Origin of the sequence: Pedobacter sp. ISL-64, assembly GCF_018613605.1 — a bacterium.
GTDB lineage: Bacteria > Bacteroidota > Bacteroidia > Sphingobacteriales > Sphingobacteriaceae > Pedobacter.
Genome location: NZ_JAGGPU010000010.1, coordinates 437,654 through 455,111 on the forward strand (window position 1 = coordinate 437,654; position 17,458 = coordinate 455,111).

The following is a 17,458-nucleotide window of genomic DNA, read 5'->3' on the forward strand; positions in this document are numbered from 1 at the left end:
TGATTATGATAAGACGAGTTAATTTGATATTCCATTGCTATAAATATGTTAAATTTTTTTTCAAAAAAGAATAAAGTAACTGATATCTCCTGGCTAGGCGTTGATATTCATTCACATATCCTTCCCGGTATCGATGATGGTTCTCCAGATCTGGCTACTTCTTTGCGTTTTGTTAAATCATTACAGGAACTGGGTTTTGATCAATTGATTGCTACACCACATATCTATCAAGAATTGTATCCAAATACAAAGGACACAATAGTTAGTGCAAAAGATTTACTACAACAAGAAATGGATAAAGCTAATGTTTCTTTGAAATTAAGTGCAGGTGCAGAGTATATGGTTGATCAGGATTTTAAAATGGATGGCCCATTATGTACTTTAGATCAGAAACATTTATTGATCGAGATGTCGTATTTGTCTGAAAGTCCGGGGATCAGTCAGACCATTTTCGACATAGAAATAAAGGGATATCAGCCCGTACTCGCTCATCCAGAACGCTATACTTTTTATTTTAGAGACAAAAGCCGCTTAAAAAGATTTAAAGAAAAAGGATGTCTTTTTCAATTAAACCTGTTGTCCATATTGGGTTATTATGGAAAAGATGTTAAACAATTAGCTGAAGCTTTATTGAAGGATAAGATGTATGATCTTGCTGGTACAGACATGCATCATGATAAGCATTTGAGTGTTCTTACTGACGGTATTCAGTCGGGACGGCTATATGACTTATTGGGGCGATATGGTTTTAAAAATCAGGAAATTTTCGGTTCAATTTTAGTTTAAATTATATAACAACCTGTGAGATAAGATCAAATGGATGTTTAGTTCAAGATAAATAAAGTAATTAAAGATTATTTTGAATCTGAAGGTTGAGATTTTTAGATATTACAATTAAATGATTAAGTTTGCAACCTGTTTAAAATTGTTGTTTTATTTTAAACAGAAATATACCTATGAATAAAAAATATAATGTGATTAGAGGACTAAGTCTTGTAATGATACTTTTTAGTACAGTTCTTGTATCTTCTTGTGTTAGTAGTAAAAAAATTGCCTATTTTCAAGATATTCAAGCTATTAATCAGGCGAAATTAGATAATGCAGCAGCATTTGTTGAGCCAACAATACAGCCAGACGATATCCTTAGCGTTAATATATTTACACTTAACCCCCAAAGTGGCGCAATTGTAAATCAAGCGGCCAACACACCAACCTTGGGAGGTAATTCTAATAGCAGCCTTTCTACTCAGAGTACTGGATTTTTAGTAGATAAGAATGGGGAAATTGAGTTGTCCCTTATAGGAAAACTTAAAGTCGCTGGCTTAACTACTTATCAGGCAAGAGAACTGATTAGAGATAAGGCTGCTGAAGTTTATAAACAACCAAATGTTCAACTAAGGTTTGCTAATTTTAAAGTTAGCGTGTTAGGAGAAGTAAATGCTCCTTCAGCTTATACCTTGCCAAATGAGAAAGTCAGTATTTTGGATGCATTGAGTTTGGCTGGGGATTTGACCATTTATGGAAAACGTGATAATGTATTAATTGTTCGGGATAATAATGGTAAAAAGGAATTTGCTAGATTAAACCTCAATTCTTCAGATATTTTCAACAGCCCATTTTATTATTTGAAACAAAATGATGTTGTTTATGTCGAGCCAAATAAGCGAAAAGTATCTGCATCAAATTCAGCTCAAATTCAAACAATAGGTGTTTTGGCATCTGTAGTTTCTGTAATCGTTTTGGCAATATCAAGTTTTAAATAGCATTTTTATCAATGAGTAATTTATCTGAAAGAATTATGACGCACGATGTGGAGGAGGATGAAAGTATAAATTTAAAAGAAATCTTTAATAAGCTATTGGATAAATGGGCTTGGTTTGTCTGCAGTATTTTGTTATGTTTAATCATAGCATTTATATATACACGTTATACACCGCCTGTTTATCAGATCAATGCAAAACTTCTTGTTAATGATGATGATAAAGGCGGAAGTTTAGGTAAACAGGCTGGCGCTTTAATGGACTTAGGAGGATTGATGGGGGCTAAAAATTCGGTTGACAATGAAGTTGAAATCTTGAAGACTAGATTTTTAATGGAGCAGGTTGTCCGTAAAATGCAACTAAATATTACATATTCAAGAAAAACTGATTTTGTCAGTCGGGAATTATATAATGCACCTTTTAAGATTAACATTTTAAAGGGTATTGATACTATAAAGGCCACTAAATTAGATGTTGTAAAGTTAGCAAGTAACAGGCTTAGGATTAGTACAAGGGATTTTGAAAAAACAATAAAATGGAATGAGGAGTTTGCTGTAAATGGGATTGGAATTATTAGCATAGAGCCAACTCCTTTTGGCATGGAAGAAAATAAGGAATATTTTACATTAATAAATTCGATTGATGAAAGAGTAGCCGCATTGATGAATCAGCTGTCTGTTGGAGTGTCAAATAAACAAGTTAGTATAATTGATTTAGGCCTTTCATATGCTCTACCCCAAAAAGGTGAGGATATATTAAACACACTTATTAAACAGTATACTGATGCGAATTTGAGTGATAAGAATGCGATAGCAGATAGTACATACAAATTTATTAAGGAACGGTTAAATGTAATAGCTACCGAACTTGGTGATGTAGAAAATCAAGAGGAAGATTTTAAGCAACAAAATAGACTTGCCGATATGAGCGAACAAGGAAAATTGTTAGTTCAGAACACTGGCGAATTTAGCGGAGAATTGGCAAAGGCCGAAACTCAGGTAACTATACTAACTGATTTAGAAAACTATATTAAGGATGAAACAAAAAATAAAAGGGTTTTTCCTTCTTCATTACTGCCATCGGATATGGTTTTTTCTGGATTAATGAATCAATATAATGCCTTGCTCATTGAGAGAGACAGACAATTGCTTAGTGTCACAGAAGAGAGTCCCTTCATCCAAAATATAGATGCTCAGATTTTAGGATTGAGAAAAGGAATTTTGGCAAATATACAAAGCACTAAAAATAGTTATGTGCAAACCCGAAATAAGCTTAGAAATCAATTGAGTAAAGCTGAAGGACAAATTTCGGGCGTTCCTAGGGTAGAAAAAAATTATTTAAAATTAGCTAGAAATAAAGGGATTAAGCAAGAGCTTTATATTTTTTTAATGCAGAAAGCAGAAGAAACCGCAATATCAAAAACCTCTAATATATCTGTTGCAAAAACGATAGATCCGCCAAAATCTCAAGTAATCCCAATCAGCCCTAAAAAGAAGATCGTATATCTGGCTGGATTAATCGCTGGTTTTATTTTTCCGATTGGTTTAATTTTTGCGCAAGGATTATTCAATACGACCATTTCAACAAAAGAAGATATTTTATCATTAACAAGGGTTCCTGTTATAGGCGAAATTAGTCATAATACTAGCGCTGATAATCTAATCGTTGCCAATCATAGTCGATCAGCTATATCAGAACAATTTCGGGCCTTGAGAACTAACTTATCTTTTTATTTAAAGAGTAAAAATGAAAAGGTTATCCTTTTAACCTCAAGTATGAGTGGGGAAGGGAAATCATTTACAGCTATTAATTTAGGAAATATTTTGGCGCTCGCGGGAAAAAAAGTGCTGCTAATGGAATTGGATCTGAGAAAACCCGGACTTTCTGCCAAATTGGATGTTAGGAACGATATTGGTTTTAGCAATTATACTATTAGCCCCGGACTCACGCTTGATGATATAATTAAGCCATTATCTATTAATAAAAATATGTTTATTATATCTTCTGGACCTTTGCCGCCAAATCCAGCTGAAACTTTGATGAGCGAACATACCGCCGTGCTAATCGCAAAGCTTAAAGAGGAGTTTGATTATATTATTATGGATGCTCCGCCAATTGGAATTATTACCGATGCGCAATTGCTAGCAAACTACGCAGATGTTACCCTATATTTGGTTAGGCAAAAAGTAACACAAAAGCAACAATTGTCTATTGTTGATCATTTATATCGAACAGGTAAAATGAAAAATATCGGAATTGTTGTAAATGATATATTAAGTAAATATTACGGGTATGGGTATGGGTATGGAACCTATGGTAATGTCGAAGAACAGAGTAGATTAAAAAAGTTATTGAGTAAATTTAAGTCAAGCTAAAAAAATATAATAATGAAAGTTGCATTAATTACAGGAATCACAGGTCAAGATGGTACATATCTTGCAGAATTGTTACTTGAAAAGGGCTATATGGTTCATGGTATTAAAAGAAGAAGTTCTTTGTTTAATACAGATCGGATTGATCATCTATATCAAGATCCACACGACGATAATGTTACATTTAAGCTTCATTACGGAGATCTAACCGACTCAACGAATTTAATCAGACTTGTTCAGGAGATACAACCAGATGAAATTTATAATTTAGGTGCAATGAGTCATGTAAAAGTATCCTTTGATTCACCTGAATATGTAGCTAATGTAGATGGAGTCGGAACTTTGCGGATATTGGAGGCAGTGAGAATCTTAGGTTTAGAAAAAAAGACCAGGGTTTATCAGGCATCCACATCTGAATTATATGGGGGTATGCCAGAAAATAAAAATGATAAAGGATTTTATGATGAAAATTCACCTTTTTATCCACGTTCACCATATGGTGTGGCAAAGATTTATGGGTTTTGGATTACTAAGAACTATCGTGAAGCTTATGGTATGTTTGCTTGTAATGGTATATTATTTAATCATGAAAGCCCATTAAGAGGCGAGACTTTTGTAACCCGTAAGATCACTCGGGCGGTGGCTAAAATAGCTCAAGGTCTACAGAAAAAATTATTTTTAGGAAATCTTGATGCCGAACGTGATTGGGGACATGCTAAGGATTATGTAGAAGCGATGTGGCGGATCCTGCAACAAGATGTGGCAGAAGATTACGTAATTGCTACGGGCGTTACTACACGTGTTAGAGAATTTGTACGTATGGCATTTGCAGAAGTGGGTATTACTATCGATTTTAAAGGTGAGGGTGTTGACGAAAAAGGATATGTAAGTACTTGCTCAAATCCAGAATTTCAAGTAGCTATTGGTACTGAGGTAGTTGGAGTCGATCCTTCTTATTTCCGTCCAACAGAGGTAGATTTGTTGATCGGAGACCCAACCAAATCAAAAACAAAATTAGGTTGGGAACCTAAATATGACTTAGCTGCACTAGTGAAAGAAATGGTTGCGACTGATGTGGATCATTTTAAGAAGGAATCTTTACTGAAATCACACGGTTACACCATTAAAAATCAGTACGAGTAATGTCGGATTTGTATCTTCAAGATAAATCAGCTGCAATATATATCGCCGGGCATAACGGAATGGTTGGTTCTGCCATTAAGCGTAAACTTGAGGCTGAGGGCTTTAAAAATATACTTTTAGCTGATTCTAAATCTTTAGATTTAAGAAATCAACAATCAGTTTTCAGCTGGTTTGAACTGAATAAACCTGACTATGTTTTTTTATCGGCAGCAAAAGTAGGCGGCATCATTGCAAATAATACTTACCGAGGTGAATTCTTGTATGATAATTTGATGATTCAAAGCAATATCATAGAGGCATCCAGGCGAAATGATGTTAAGAAATTAATGTTTTTAGGTTCTTCTTGTATTTATCCTAAAATGGCTCCGCAACCATTAAAAGAAGAATATTTATTAACTGGTGAATTAGAACAAACGAATGAACCTTATGCAATAGCAAAAATTGCGGGTATAAAAATGTGTGACGCGTATAGAGATCAATATGGTTGTAATTATATTTCGGTTATGCCTACAAATTTATATGGCTATAATGATAATTATCACCCACAAAATTCACACGTATTGCCAGCCTTGATTAGAAGATTTCACGAGGCAAAAGAACGAAATTTGCCAATTGTAACTATTTGGGGTACAGGTACCCCGAAACGAGAGTTTTTGTTTGCCGATGATTTAGCCGATGCCTGTTATTTCTTGATGCAAAAGTATAATGAAAAGGGCTTGGTAAATGTAGGTTGCGGGGAAGATTTAAGTATTGCTGATTTAGCTGAAGCGGTAAAACAGGTGGTTGGATTTGAAGGTGAAATTAGTTTCGATCTTTCTAAACCAGATGGAACACCTCGCAAATTAATGAATGTAGATAAGTTATCCGATTTGGGCTGGAAATATACCGTAAACCTAACAGAGGGTTTAAAAATGGCATATACTGATTTTAAGAATAAAACATTATCATAATGAATTATACTTTAAAGGTTGTGGAGATTAGGCAGGAAACTGAGGATACAGTTACTTTGTGTTTTAAGCAACCTGGATTAAAAAAGGTTAAATATGAGGCTGGTCAATACCTTACATTAATCTTCAGAATTAATGGCAGGCGTTATATCCGTCCTTATTCATTCTCATCCTGTCCAGGTGTTGATTCCTTTTTAGAAGTTACTGTTAAACGTGTAGAGAATGGCCTTGTTTCCAATCACATTAATGATATGGTACAAGTTGGTGATGCTATTGAAGTAATGCCACCAATGGGCGATTTTATTTATGATGCTGGGCAAGATTTTGAAGATATATATTTCTGGGGAGTAGGTAGTGGGATTACACCTTTAATTTCTATTATTAAGTATATATTATCAACTACGACAGCCGTAAAGGTTCATTTGAATTATGGAAATAAAAACCATGAAACCACTATTTTTAAGAATCAAATTGAACTATTAAAAACACAGCATGCTGATCGTTTTATCGTACGTCATTTTCATACCAAATTATTTGTGGATGAAGCTAATCCACATTTAATTCAAGGAAGAATTGATCAAACTAAGGCTTTACAGATTCTGGATGAAAGTTTAGATGCGAAAAAATGTGCTCATTATATCTGTGGGCCTGCTGGTTTAAAGGAATCTGTGAAAAGTGCCATTCTAAATAAATTTGGGTCTTTGGAAAATGTATATTCTGAAGATTTTGAACTGGTGAAAGATCCAAAGGATTTGATTGATGTTCATACTCAAAATGTGTCCCTAAATTTTGATGGAAAAGCCTATCATCTCGAAGTAGCAAAGGGGAAAAGTATTTTAGAAGCGGCTTTAAATGCTGATATTGAATTGCCTTATTCGTGCCAAACTGGGAATTGTAGTACCTGCAAAGGAAAATTGCTAGATGGAAAGGCTAAAATGATAGGATTAAATAAAGAAAGAGAGGATTTGGCAATAGATGAGTTTTTACTTTGTTGTGCCCATCCCTTAACAGAAAACGTACATATAGAAATATTAAGTTAAAAAGATATGAAGGTAGTAATACTAGCAGGTGGTTTAGGTACCCGATTAATGGAAGAAACCGAAGCTCGCCCAAAACCGATGGTTGAAATTGGCGGAAAGCCAATTCTGTGGCATATCATGAAGATATACGAAGCTTATGGTTATAACGATTTCGTATTGTGCCTGGGCTACAAAGCACAAAGTATTAAAGAATATTTCTTAAATTACTACCTGTACAATTCGGATGTTTCTATTGATATTGAAAAAAACAAGGTTGATGTACATTTTTCTAATTCTGAATCTTTTAAAGTTACCTTGGTTGATACTGGATTAACTACGAATACTGCCGGTAGGATTAAAAAAATTCAAAAATATGTTGACGGTGAAACCTTTATGTTAACCTATGGTGATGGTGTTGCTGATATTAACATTAACGCATTAGTGGAATTTCACAATAGTCATGATAAATTGGCTACTTTAACGAGTATTCAGACTCCTGGACGTTTTGGCAACATTGAAATGGATAATAATGGAACCGTTAAACATTTCGTAGAAAAGCCTCAGGGTGATGGCATGTGGATTAATGGCGGATTCTTTGTTCTTGATTCTGGGATTTTTAAATATTTAGAAGGAGATGTTGAAGATGTACAGTGGGAAAATAAACCGCTAAAAGAAATTGCCAATGATGGTCAATTAGCTGCTTTTAAGCATTCGGGCTTCTGGAAACCAATGGATGCCTTGAGAGATAGAATTGAATTGGAACAACTTTGGAGCAGTGGTGAAGCTAAATGGAAAATTTGGTAGTATGAGTTTTCAAAATATATATCAAGGTAAAAAGGTATTAATTACCGGACATACAGGTTTTAAAGGATCCTGGATGGCGATCTGGTTGAAGGAATTGGGTGCTGATGTATATGGTTATGCTTTACCGCCATATTCTGAAATGGACAATTTCGTAACCAGTAAACTCGCTGATCATACTTGCCACGAAGAAGGGGATGTGCGTGATGGGGCTAAATTGAAACAATATTTTCAAGATGTACAGCCCGATTTTGCATTTCATTTAGCAGCCCAGCCGCTTGTAATTTTATCTTATAAAGATCCCGTAGGAACCTTTGATACCAATTTAATGGGAACGGTTAATTTTTGGGAAGCTGTAAGGGCAACTCCATCTGTTAAGGCGGCCGTTAATGTAACTACAGATAAATGCTACGATAACAGGGAATGGGTATGGGGCTATAGGGAAAATGATCCTATGGGTGGAAAGGATCCATATAGTGCCTCAAAAGGTTGCTCCGAATTAATTACCAATTCTTATCTAGAATCTTTTTTTAAATTAGAGGGTACTTGTAACATTGCCTCAGCGAGAGCGGGAAATGTAATTGGAGGTGGCGATTGGGCTGCCGACCGAATTATTCCCGATTATTTTAGAGCTGTAAAAAAGGGAGAAACATTAGAAATCAGAAATCCTTATGCTACCCGGCCATGGCAACATGTATTAGAGCCATTAAGTGGCTACTTAAACTTAGGTGCGGAACTTTGGCGAAAAGGTAAAGATTTTAGTGGTGGATGGAACTTTGGTCCAGAAGACAATACTAATTATTCTGTAAAGGAGTTGATTGATGAAATGCTTACGCTTGATGGCCGTGGGGGATACATCATTCCTGAACAGACTCGAAAAATGCACGAGGCTGTTTTATTAAAGTTAGATATCTCGAAGGCCGCTAATTTTCTAAAGTGGAAACCTGCATTAGGTTTTAAAGAAACTGTAGATTTTACACTTACTGGTTATCTAGATGATCTTAGCGAAAATGGAAATATGTTTAACCTACGATCAAAACAGATCGAGCTTTACACTAAAGTAGCTTTCAATAAAGCGATTAGCTGGGCATTATAATGGAGATACTTAATACACCATTCCAGGATTTATACATCATGGAATACAATAGTTTTCTTGACAATAGAGGGGAGTTTGTTAAGACAATACATAAGGAAACATTTTTGGAAAAAGAACTGGACTACATTTTTACAGAAAGTTTTTATTCGATTTCCAATAAAAATGTAATTCGCGGAATGCATTTTCAAGTGCCACCCAAAGACCATTCAAAGTTGGTTTATGTTGTTACCGGATCAATTATAGATGTTGTTTTAGATATTCGAAAAACATCTGAAACTTTTGGTAGATTTTTCTCTATAGAATTATCTGCAAAAAACAGAAAGGGAATTTATATTGGAAAAGGATTTGCACATGGGTTTTTATCTTTAGAAAATGATACCACTGTTGAGTATCATACTTCAACCAGTCAAAGCCGTGAATGTGAAGCAGGTATTAGATTCGATTCGTTTGGATATGATTGGGAAGTAGAAAAACCTATATTGTCCAACAGAGATTTAGAATTTAAAATTTTTTCTGACATACAAAGCCCATTTTAACATGAAGGCATTTATCATTGGAGCATCGGGTTTGGTTGGTTCACATTGTCTATCAGTTTTCAAAAATAATAACTGGGATGTAATGGGTACCCATTTAAACTTTAGTACTGATTCAACCATACCTTTTGATTTCTCAAAGGATGATTTAGAAAATTTATTTAATAAATCAAATTTTCAACCAGATGTAATCATTCATTGCGCAGCATTAACCAATGTTGATTATTGTGAAAAAAATGTAGAGGAAAGCTACGAAAAAACAGTTTTGCCAACAAAGAAAATCGTTGACTATTGTAAAAAAAATAATGTAAAATTAGCGTTCATTTCTACGGATTATATATTTGATGGCGCTAATGGTCCATATCGAGAAGATGCCAAAGTTAATCCATTAAACGTTTATGGGAGGCATAAATTAGATTGCGAGCATCTTGTTTCGACATTATCTAATCATTTAATTTTAAGGGTTACTAATGTTTATGGGGAAGAAACAAGATCAAAAAATTTTATTTCAAGATTAATTGAAGATCTTCGTAATAACGTAGTTAAAGAGCTTAATCTGCCACATGATCAGTTTGCAACACCGATATATGCCGGAGATATTGCAAGTATGACGCTTAAGTTATGTGAAGACCATAAAAATGGTATTTACCATTTATCAGGCACAGACTATTATAACAGATTTCAGCTTGCATCAAAAGTCTTATCTTATTTTAAGGATAATAAGACATTGAAAATTAATTCAGTAAAAACATTAAGTGTTAATCAAGCTGCTCTAAGACCCTTAAATGGCGGCTTATTAAATACAAAATTCATTGAAGAGTATCCTGAATTTACATTTGAAAATGTAGATTTCTTTATCTTAAAAGTAACAGAACATGAACTATAAACATTTTAGCGGAACCTTGCAAGAGCAACTATCTGAGATAGCCGCAAAAAACGCAAAGCGAGAAATTATACCAGGGAAGGATTATATTGCCGTTACTGGAAAAGTAATGGATGAAGATGACCTGTTGTTAGGTGTAGATTCTATGTTGGATGGATGGCTTACAGCTGGGCGTTTTGCAACTGAATTTGAATATGAGTTCGCTAAATATTTTGGAGCTACTAAAGCATTATTGGTGAATTCTGGCTCGTCAGCCAATTTGGTGGCATTTTACACGCTAACATCTCCTAAACTTGGTGATAGATCGATTAAGCCTGGAGATGAGGTAATTACGGTTGCTGCCGGCTTTCCCACAACTGTTAATCCAATAGTACAAGCCGGTGCGATACCTGTTTTTATTGACGTAGATATTGCTACCCATAATGTTAAGGCAGATATGATTGAAGCTGCAGTTTCATCAAAAACTAAGGCTATTATGATCGCGCACTCATTAGGAAATCCCTTTGATTTAGATGAAGTGATGCGTGTTGCTAAAAAATATAATTTGTGGGTTATTGAGGATGACTGTGATTCCTTAGGCGCAACCTATAAAGGACAGAAAACGGGAACATTCGGTGATTTATCTACGTTTTCATTTTATCCTGCTCACCACATTACAATGGGTGAAGGTGGAGCTGTAGTAGTTAATAACCCTGAATTGGCTAAAATTGCTGAAAGCTTTAGAGATTGGGGAAGAGATTGCTATTGTTTACCAGGTAAAGATGATACTTGTGGCTGTCGCTTTGGGCAACAGCTTGGGAGTCTTCCTTACGGTTATGATCACAAGTATACTTATTCACATGTGGGTTTTAATCTCAAGGTAACCGACATGCAAGCTGCATTGGGTGTTTCACAACTTAAAAAAGTTGAGCATTTTATACAAAGAAGGAAAGAAAACTACAAAGCTTTATATTCTAGAATGAAGGAGTTTGAAGAAGTATTTATATTGCCGGAACCGACTCCAGATTCTGATCCTTCTTGGTTTGGATTTTTAATGACACTTAGAGAGGGTGATTCGAATGATCGTCATATGTTGGTGCAGCATCTAGAAGAGAAAAAAATCGGGACGCGATTACTCTTTGCTGGTAACTTATTAAGACAACCGGCCTATGCAGACGTTGAACACAGAGTAGTAGGTGATTTAAAAAATACAGACATCATTATGAATCAATCATTTTGGTTAGGCGTTTGGCCAGGATTAAATGAAAGCCATTATGACTATATAACAGCTGTGATTAGGAACTATATTAATTCTTAACAATTAATAAATATCGGTTATGCTTGAAGAGGTAACTTTTGCTATTCCAACCTATAACAGAAATGAGTATTTAAAAAAATTGCTAGATTCTATCCCTACATTTCTAAATGCAACTTTCGTAATTAGTGATAATGGAGATTATGTGTTAGAGGAAACTCTTCAAAAGCATAAGTCTAAAACTACAGTTGTTTCTTCAAAGGAAGTTATAGGGATGTATGAAAATTGGAATAAAGTTATCAATTTAGTGCAGACTAAGTGGTTTTTTATTCCATCAGACGACGATCTATATTTTGAAGATGGTTTGATCGCTGTTAAAGAAGCTATAGAAAAACATCCTAATGGTGATATCTTTATCTTTGGGCATCATGTTATTGATGAAAACGACAAATTCTTATCAAAATGGATGCCAACCCGAGAAGAAGAGTTATTGGCACCAAAAGGTTTTGAACTTTTCAAATATGGAGTAAATGCTCGGTTTCCATCTATCTTATTTAGAACAGAGCATGTGAGAAATATGGGAGGGATTGACAGTTCCTATTCTTTTACTGCTGGCGATAGTTTACTCATTCAAAAATGCTTAATCAATGGAAATGCTGTTTTTGTAGATAAAATTTTAGGTGCCTATCGAACTTGGCCTAACAATTATACAAATCAGCTTATCGCATCGAAAGAGTGGTTACAAAAAATTGACAGGTGGCAAGATGAGATCTCTATAGAGATAGATAAAAGTAATATCAAAAACTTAAATCTTAAAAGAATGAAAGATGAAGTTTATGCTCAGAATTTGTTAAACGGTATTCAAGTGATGAGGAAAAATCAAAAAGGGTTTACCTCTATTTTAAAGTTTATTTTCTCAAACAGATTTCCTTGGAAGGCAAATCTAAAAACAAAACTCCAAATACTAAAGTTAATCTTAAGATGAGAATAAATCTAATAAAATCTATTGCAGGTTCAACATCGTTTAAGTTATTGTCTGCATTGATTTCATTCTTCACTGTGCCATTACTTTTAAAGGCTTTAGGTACAAATAGCTATGCAATTTGGGTTACTACAACGGCATTGGTAGCATGGCTAAACCTATTTGATTTTGGATCTGGATATAGTTTGAAAAATAAAGTTACTGAAAGCATTGCCCTTGATAGTTATACAGAATTAAATAGTTTAATTGCCGGAACTATCCAGTTTTATTTACTAATGTCTTTAGGAATTTTAGTTGTTTTTATAGGATCCTTGTTTGTCGTTTCTGTTTTCAAAGCCAATTTAATTCTCGCATTAGTTTTATATTTACCCATTATTTTCTCGTTTCCATTAACGCTAGGTCATTTTATTATACAGGGCAGGAAAAAATTTAACACATTTAATTTTTTATTATTATTTCAATCAATTGTTTGGTTAGTTATAGTAATGTTTTTTAGATATGGATTATTTTCAGTTAGCCTTTATACACTAGCAGCACTTTATAGCGGCTTATTTTTCGTAACAAATTTAATGATCATGATTTATTCTTTAAAAGGAATAGGATTCAAGGTAAAAGAAATATTTAATTTTAAGCATATCGTAGCTTCAAAAGAATCATTGAAAGTAGGTTATCGTTTTTTCCTCCTTCAAGTTTCTTCATTATTCCTTTTTTCCCTTGGGAATATATTAACTTACGATCATCTTACTTTGTCAAACGTTGCACAATTTGATACAGTTAACAAAATATACTTAATGGGTATGACTGTGTTTAATGTAGTAATTTCAGTTTATTGGGCAGAAATATCGCATGCAAAAGCCACTAAAGATAAAAAAGTACTCAATAAATTATTTAATCAACTATTACTTATAGCAATTGTTTTTTGTATGGGGGCATTGATTTTTACTTTCTTCATCCCATTTGTAATTGAAATTTGGACAAAAAAAATGATAAAAGTGGAGTTGTTCCAATTATATCCATTCGTAATATTAGTTTGCGTGCAGGCTTTGGCATACGCGGGCGCAACAATATTAAATGCCTTTGAAAATTTAAAAGGACAAATTATTTTGGCTGTTATGGCAGCAGTATTCATTATTCCCTTAGCTAAGTTTTTATTTACTTTAAATGTAGGCATCGGCACAGTTCCTTTATCTAGTGCTATCCTTCTTGTTCCATCAGCTATATTTGTTATTTATAAGGCAAGAGCAATAATTAATAACGTATCATGATAGGTTTATTTATACAAAAGATTAAAGAATATCGAAATAAAAAAAGACTTAAGGACGCAAATCCTTTTATAAATAAAGGAAGTTCTTTTTTATTAGAGACATTTAGGTTTGCTGTAACTAATCCAAGGCCTGGTAAAAAATATTTAAGAATTGGAAATGATACAATGCTTGGTTGCCAAATTACATTTGAATCGACAGAAGGAGAGGTAATTATTGGTGATAGGTGTTTTATTGGAGGAACACACATAATATCACGTAATAAAATTGAAATTGAAAATGATGTAACAATAGCGTGGGGTGGATATATATATGATCATGATTCTCATTCAATAGACTATAGGGAGCGAGAATATGATGTTAAAATGCAACTGGCTGATTATAGAGAAGGAAGGAATTTTATTCATAGTAAAAAATGGGATGTTGTAAATTCAAAGCCAATTAAAATTTGTTCCCATGCTTGGATTGGGATGAACTGTATTATATTGAAAGGCGTTACGATTGGAGAAGGTGCAATAGTAGGAGCTGGAAGTATTGTTACAAAGGATGTTGAACCCTGGACAATTGTCGGGGGTAATCCAGCAAAAAAAATAAAGGATATACCAGAAGAACTCAGGAAAAAATGAAAATACTAATAATAGGCTCTGAAGGTTTTATCGGTAGCCATGCTAAAAATTTCTTTGCTAAATCATATGAAGTTTGGGGGGCTGATATTTTAGATAAAAAGTTTGAAAGATATTATCAGTTGCATATTGAGCATAGCAATTTCGATTTTATCTTTGAAAGTCAGCGTTTCGATGTTTGTATAAACGCGAGTGGTAACGGAAGTGTACCAATATCCATAAATAAGCCGGTTTTTGATTTTGAGCTAAATGTAACCAATACGATAAAAATATTAGATGCAATAAGAGTTTACAATCCAGATTGTAAGTTCATTAATATGTCATCGGCTGCAGTGTATGGTAATCCTTCGGTTCTACCTATAAGTGAAACGGTAGAATTAAAGCCATTATCTCCATACGGATGGCATAAATTATATGCAGAACAGCTATGTAGAGAATATTATTATTTATACCAAATTCAGACCATTAATTTAAGGTTGTTCTCTGTATATGGCGAACACTTAAAAAAGCAACTTTTTTGGGATATTTATCAAAAAAGTCTTAGATCTAACGAAATTGAATTATTTGGTACAGGAAACGAGACCAGAGATTTCATATACATAAAAGATCTTTTGAATGCAATCCAAAATATAATAGATAAAGGACTCTTTAATGGAGAGTCATTAAATGTTGCATCTGGAGTTGAAACTTCTATTAAAACAGCTGCAGAAATATTTTGCAGCGCAATTGATACTAATATTAAAATTGTTTTTAACTCAATTGTAAAACCGGGAGATCCTCTCAATTGGCGTGCCGACATTAGCAAAATTAGTAGTTTTGGCTTTAAGCAAACTATAACAATTGAAGAAGGGCTAATAAATACTGTGAAATGGTTAAAAGGAAACAAATAACGCTAATCTATTCCTATGATGATAATTGGATAGGGGGTACATACTACATTCTAAATATTATAAAGGCCTTATTAACCCTTGAGGATGATGATAAACCCAAAATTTTAGTATTACATAATCTCAAATCTTCAATAAAACCGATTTTAGATATTGAATATCCCTTTATTGATTTCAAAGTTGTAGACCTTCAATTGTCATTACCTAAGAAAGTAATTAACAAATTATTCTATTATCTTAATGGCAGATCCATATTCAATATGGTTTTGCCAAATGATATTGGGCCAAATGTTTATCCATTATCTTATAATGTTAGCGATGCTAACATTAAGAACGGTTTTTATTGGATTGCTGATTTACAGGAATATTTTTTGCCAGAGTTTTTCTTAAAGTTAGATGTTAGAAATAGAAAAACTGTACATAAACAACTGGTGAAAAATCAAAGTAGAATTGTTTTTAGCAGTAAAACTGCCGCCGATGAATTTGATACATTTTATCCTAACAATAAGAACGAAAAGTACATTTTAAATTTTGCAAGTTTTATTGATGAGACATATAAGGAAATTAATTTACAGTCATTACTTAACAAGTTTAAAATAGATAAACCTTTTTTTATCGTATCTAATCAGTTTTGGGTACACAAAAATCACATGGTTGTTCTGGAAGCGTTAAAAATACTTCAAAATGAAGGTGATTTGCCTTTTAAAATTATTTTTACCGGCAAAGAGTCTGACTATAGAAATCCAGGATATTTTGGCGAATTAAAAAAATATATTAAAGATAATAATCTTGATAGATACGTTGAGTTTTTAGGTTTTATTGACAGAAATGAACAGCTTAAGTTAATGGCAAATTCAATTGCCATTATACAACCATCTTTATTCGAGGGGTGGAGCACTGTTGTTGAAGATGCAAAAGTAATTAACCAGCATATTATTGTTTCTGATATTAAACTTCATAGAGAGCAAATAAATTTAAACTGTAGTTTTTTTGATCCATACAATGCCGAAGATTTAGCTAGGGTAATTAATAGAGTATTGACAAGTGACTTGGAGCCTATTAAAACAGATTATCAATTTTTTCAGAAAAAGTTTGGGGGAGACTTTAACGAACTATTTAAATACGATGTGAGAAATTAAATTAAACTATAGATTTGATAATGAAAACGATTAAAGAAATTTTGGAATTGAGGAAGAAAATATTGGAAACTTATCCAGAACTTTCACCCATTGGAGTTGAACTTATTTTATCATCTGCAGTAGAGTATAATCCAGAGTTAAGTTTAGATAGTTTTTTCAAGTGGCTGAACGATTTAAACGAAAAGGTAACGTTTGAAATCGAGTTTACTCCCCTATCAAAACTTAAGAATTGGAAAGTTGAAGAAAATGGTAATATTAAACATGAAAGTGGCAGGTTTTTTAGCATTGAAGGAATTCATGTTAAGGCAACTATAAATAACTTAACCAAGGAGTGGGACCAACCAATTATCAATCAACCAGAAGTTGGATTCTTAGGGATTTTATGCCAGGAGAGAAATGGAATACTCTGCTTTTTGATGCAGGGTAAAATTGAACCTGGAAATGTCAATAAAATTCAGCTCTCACCCACTTTGCAGGCCACAAAGAGTAACTTTACACAAGTTCACGGAGGAAATGTTCCAAAATTCTTAGAATACTTTAAAGATGAAATGTTTGGAAAAAAAATAATTGTTGATCAATTACAGTCTGAGCAGGGGGCAAGGTTTCTGAAAAAAAGAAATAGAAATATGATTATACAGATGGATCAGAGTATAGAGCTTGATGTTCCAGATAATTTTTGTTGGTTAACATTAAACCAATTAAAAACATTGCTCAATTATCCAAACCTGATAAATATGGATACTAGAACTGTTTTATCATGCATTCAAATTATATAAG

Annotated in this window: 17 protein-coding genes; all 17 read left to right on the forward strand. The window is 33.5% G+C overall.

The genetic code is table 11. The annotated features are described in order from the left end of the window. Nucleotides 1–45: 45 nt before the first annotated feature. The 17 genes from J7E57_RS16060 to J7E57_RS16140 all read left to right on the forward strand — a co-directional run bounded on the left by J7E57_RS16060 (nt 46) and on the right by J7E57_RS16140 (nt 17,457). Nucleotides 46–786 (forward strand): tyrosine-protein phosphatase, encoded by a 741-nt coding sequence (locus tag J7E57_RS16060; RefSeq protein WP_215166046.1) that lies wholly within the window; start codon nt 46–48, stop codon nt 784–786. Nucleotides 787–956: 170 nt separating this feature from the next. Further along, nucleotides 957–1,763, forward strand: coding sequence for a polysaccharide biosynthesis/export family protein (locus J7E57_RS16065; protein ID WP_215166058.1), 807 nt, complete (start codon nt 957–959; stop codon nt 1,761–1,763). A gap of 11 nt (nt 1,764–1,774) precedes the next feature. Beyond that, a complete protein-coding gene (locus J7E57_RS16070; protein WP_251029938.1) occupies nt 1,775–4,135 on the forward strand; it encodes a GumC family protein in 2,361 nt (786 codons plus the stop codon). A gap of 12 nt (nt 4,136–4,147) precedes the next feature. Beyond that, on the forward strand, nt 4,148–5,275 hold the full coding sequence (gene gmd, locus J7E57_RS16075) for a GDP-mannose 4,6-dehydratase (RefSeq protein ID WP_215166060.1): 1,128 nt from the start codon (nt 4,148–4,150) through the stop codon (nt 5,273–5,275). An 8-nt stretch (nt 5,276–5,283) separates the two neighbouring features. Then, nucleotides 5,284–6,225 carry a GDP-L-fucose synthase family protein gene (locus tag J7E57_RS16080; RefSeq protein ID WP_262899383.1) on the forward strand — a complete coding sequence of 314 codons (942 nt, stop codon included), beginning with the start codon at nt 5,284–5,286 and terminating at the stop codon, nt 6,223–6,225. Next, complete coding sequence (locus J7E57_RS16085) at nt 6,225–7,262, forward strand: ferredoxin--NADP reductase (protein ID WP_215166069.1); 1,038 nt, start codon at nt 6,225–6,227, stop codon at nt 7,260–7,262. Before J7E57_RS16080 ends, J7E57_RS16085 begins: the two co-directional genes overlap by 1 nt. Before the next feature lie 6 nt (nt 7,263–7,268). Beyond that, complete coding sequence (gene rfbF / locus J7E57_RS16090) at nt 7,269–8,045, forward strand: glucose-1-phosphate cytidylyltransferase (RefSeq protein WP_215166071.1); 777 nt, start codon at nt 7,269–7,271, stop codon at nt 8,043–8,045. A gap of 1 nt (nt 8,046) precedes the next feature. Next, the gene (gene rfbG, locus J7E57_RS16095) at nt 8,047–9,138 is read left to right on the forward strand and encodes a CDP-glucose 4,6-dehydratase (protein WP_215166073.1); all 1,092 of its coding nucleotides are present in this window, start codon (nt 8,047–8,049) and stop codon (nt 9,136–9,138) included. After that, nucleotides 9,138–9,674 (forward strand): dTDP-4-dehydrorhamnose 3,5-epimerase family protein, encoded by a 537-nt coding sequence (locus J7E57_RS16100; RefSeq protein ID WP_262899384.1) that lies wholly within the window; start codon nt 9,138–9,140, stop codon nt 9,672–9,674. The genes rfbG and J7E57_RS16100 overlap by 1 nt, the downstream gene beginning before the upstream one ends. A gap of 1 nt (nt 9,675) precedes the next feature. Beyond that, entirely contained in the window at nt 9,676–10,557 is an 882-nt protein-coding gene (locus J7E57_RS16105) for an SDR family oxidoreductase (protein ID WP_215166077.1), read from the forward strand. Continuing rightward, a complete protein-coding gene (gene rfbH / locus J7E57_RS16110; RefSeq protein ID WP_215166079.1) occupies nt 10,547–11,851 on the forward strand; it encodes a lipopolysaccharide biosynthesis protein RfbH in 1,305 nt (434 codons plus the stop codon). Before J7E57_RS16105 ends, rfbH begins: the two co-directional genes overlap by 11 nt. Nucleotides 11,852–11,870: 19 nt before the next feature. Next, nucleotides 11,871–12,773 (forward strand): glycosyltransferase, encoded by a 903-nt coding sequence (locus J7E57_RS16115; protein WP_215166081.1) that lies wholly within the window; start codon nt 11,871–11,873, stop codon nt 12,771–12,773. Further along, a complete protein-coding gene (locus J7E57_RS16120) occupies nt 12,719–14,035 on the forward strand; it encodes a lipopolysaccharide biosynthesis protein (protein ID WP_215166083.1) in 1,317 nt (438 codons plus the stop codon). The genes J7E57_RS16115 and J7E57_RS16120 overlap by 55 nt, the downstream gene beginning before the upstream one ends. After that, complete coding sequence (locus tag J7E57_RS16125) at nt 14,032–14,658, forward strand: acyltransferase (protein WP_251029939.1); 627 nt, start codon at nt 14,032–14,034, stop codon at nt 14,656–14,658. The genes J7E57_RS16120 and J7E57_RS16125 overlap by 4 nt, the downstream gene beginning before the upstream one ends. After that, a complete protein-coding gene (locus J7E57_RS16130; protein WP_215166085.1) occupies nt 14,655–15,545 on the forward strand; it encodes an NAD-dependent epimerase/dehydratase family protein in 891 nt (296 codons plus the stop codon). The genes J7E57_RS16125 and J7E57_RS16130 overlap by 4 nt, the downstream gene beginning before the upstream one ends. Further along, nucleotides 15,524–16,681, forward strand: coding sequence for a glycosyltransferase (locus tag J7E57_RS16135; protein ID WP_215166087.1), 1,158 nt, complete (start codon nt 15,524–15,526; stop codon nt 16,679–16,681). Before J7E57_RS16130 ends, J7E57_RS16135 begins: the two co-directional genes overlap by 22 nt. Nucleotides 16,682–16,701: 20 nt before the next feature. Beyond that, nucleotides 16,702–17,457: an NDP-hexose 2,3-dehydratase family protein gene (locus J7E57_RS16140; protein WP_215166089.1), complete on the forward strand. Its 756-nt coding sequence runs from the start codon at nt 16,702–16,704 to the stop codon at nt 17,455–17,457. Nucleotide 17,458 lies beyond the last annotated feature (1 nt).

Excerpts from the sequence above, each read along its gene's own strand:
- J7E57_RS16105 (WP_215166077.1), top strand. The coding sequence starts at position 9,676 with ATGAAGGCATTTATCATTGGAGCATCGGGTTTGGTTGGTTCACATTGT.
- J7E57_RS16115 (WP_215166081.1), top strand. The coding sequence starts at position 11,871 with ATGCTTGAAGAGGTAACTTTTGCTATTCCAACCTATAACAGAAATGAG.
- rfbG (WP_215166073.1), top strand. The coding sequence starts at position 8,047 with ATGAGTTTTCAAAATATATATCAAGGTAAAAAGGTATTAATTACCGGA.
- J7E57_RS16060 (WP_215166046.1), top strand. The coding sequence starts at position 46 with ATGTTAAATTTTTTTTCAAAAAAGAATAAAGTAACTGATATCTCCTGG.
- rfbF (WP_215166071.1), top strand. The coding sequence starts at position 7,269 with ATGAAGGTAGTAATACTAGCAGGTGGTTTAGGTACCCGATTAATGGAA.
- J7E57_RS16140 (WP_215166089.1), top strand. The coding sequence starts at position 16,702 with ATGAAAACGATTAAAGAAATTTTGGAATTGAGGAAGAAAATATTGGAA.
- gmd (WP_215166060.1), top strand. The coding sequence starts at position 4,148 with ATGAAAGTTGCATTAATTACAGGAATCACAGGTCAAGATGGTACATAT.
- J7E57_RS16135 (WP_215166087.1), top strand. The coding sequence starts at position 15,524 with ATGGTTAAAAGGAAACAAATAACGCTAATCTATTCCTATGATGATAAT.
- J7E57_RS16065 (WP_215166058.1), top strand. The coding sequence starts at position 957 with ATGAATAAAAAATATAATGTGATTAGAGGACTAAGTCTTGTAATGATA.
- J7E57_RS16100 (WP_262899384.1), top strand. The coding sequence starts at position 9,138 with ATGGAGATACTTAATACACCATTCCAGGATTTATACATCATGGAATAC.
- J7E57_RS16130 (WP_215166085.1), top strand. The coding sequence starts at position 14,655 with ATGAAAATACTAATAATAGGCTCTGAAGGTTTTATCGGTAGCCATGCT.
- rfbH (WP_215166079.1), top strand. The coding sequence starts at position 10,547 with ATGAACTATAAACATTTTAGCGGAACCTTGCAAGAGCAACTATCTGAG.
- J7E57_RS16125 (WP_251029939.1), top strand. The coding sequence starts at position 14,032 with ATGATAGGTTTATTTATACAAAAGATTAAAGAATATCGAAATAAAAAA.
- J7E57_RS16070 (WP_251029938.1), top strand. The coding sequence starts at position 1,775 with ATGAGTAATTTATCTGAAAGAATTATGACGCACGATGTGGAGGAGGAT.
- J7E57_RS16085 (WP_215166069.1), top strand. The coding sequence starts at position 6,225 with ATGAATTATACTTTAAAGGTTGTGGAGATTAGGCAGGAAACTGAGGAT.